Source organism: Dietzia sp. IBK-p2-15D, from assembly GCF_057773105.1.
In genome coordinates this window covers 1-495 of sequence record NZ_JBYMTK010000049.1, presented here as the reverse complement: position 1 = coordinate 495, position 495 = coordinate 1, and the positions used below count along the sequence as shown (strand labels likewise).

The 495-nt window shown below is 28.1% G+C and carries 2 protein-coding genes; both read right to left on the bottom strand.

The features are described from left to right. Window positions 1-10: 10 nt before the first annotated feature. Complete coding sequence (locus AC3DEV_RS16800) at window positions 11-253, bottom strand: hypothetical protein (protein ID WP_488372834.1); 243 nt, start codon at window positions 251-253, stop codon at window positions 11-13. Continuing rightward, window positions 240-495, bottom strand: a 256-nt coding sequence (locus AC3DEV_RS16795) for a hypothetical protein (RefSeq protein WP_488372833.1), incomplete at its 5' end; no start/stop codon positions are given. The genes AC3DEV_RS16795 and AC3DEV_RS16800, both read right to left, overlap by 14 nt.

Here is a 495-nt window from a genome sequence, read left to right as displayed (position 1 = left end):
TAGTTTCATCTTAATACCTTTTATTTCTCAAAACTAATTCGTATTCTTCTATTTCTTGTTCAGTTAAATCTTCTAATGAAACAATTTCTAAATCACTTAATTTGCTACATTTTGAAAGACCATTAGATACCCAAAAACTAACATCAGCATTTCCATTCATATATACACCAAGAGTAGATTTGTGAATTCCAATTTCACCAAGTTTTGTTCTGTAAATATGTTCATAGAAATATTTCATTTCAATATCCTTCACGAACTTTTATACCAAGACCAGTTTCATTCAATAATTCTTCAAAACTCCCCATGTCGGTATAAGAATCAGGATCATTAAACTTAAAATCTTCTGGATAACCAACATCATACTCATAGATATATTGGTAAAATTTATTATACAACTCTATGAAATCTTTCTTTTGTTCTTCTGAAAATTTACATTCGTCCAGGAACCATTCATTTAGACTTTTCTTATTATTCTTTTTCATACGTTTACTCCCA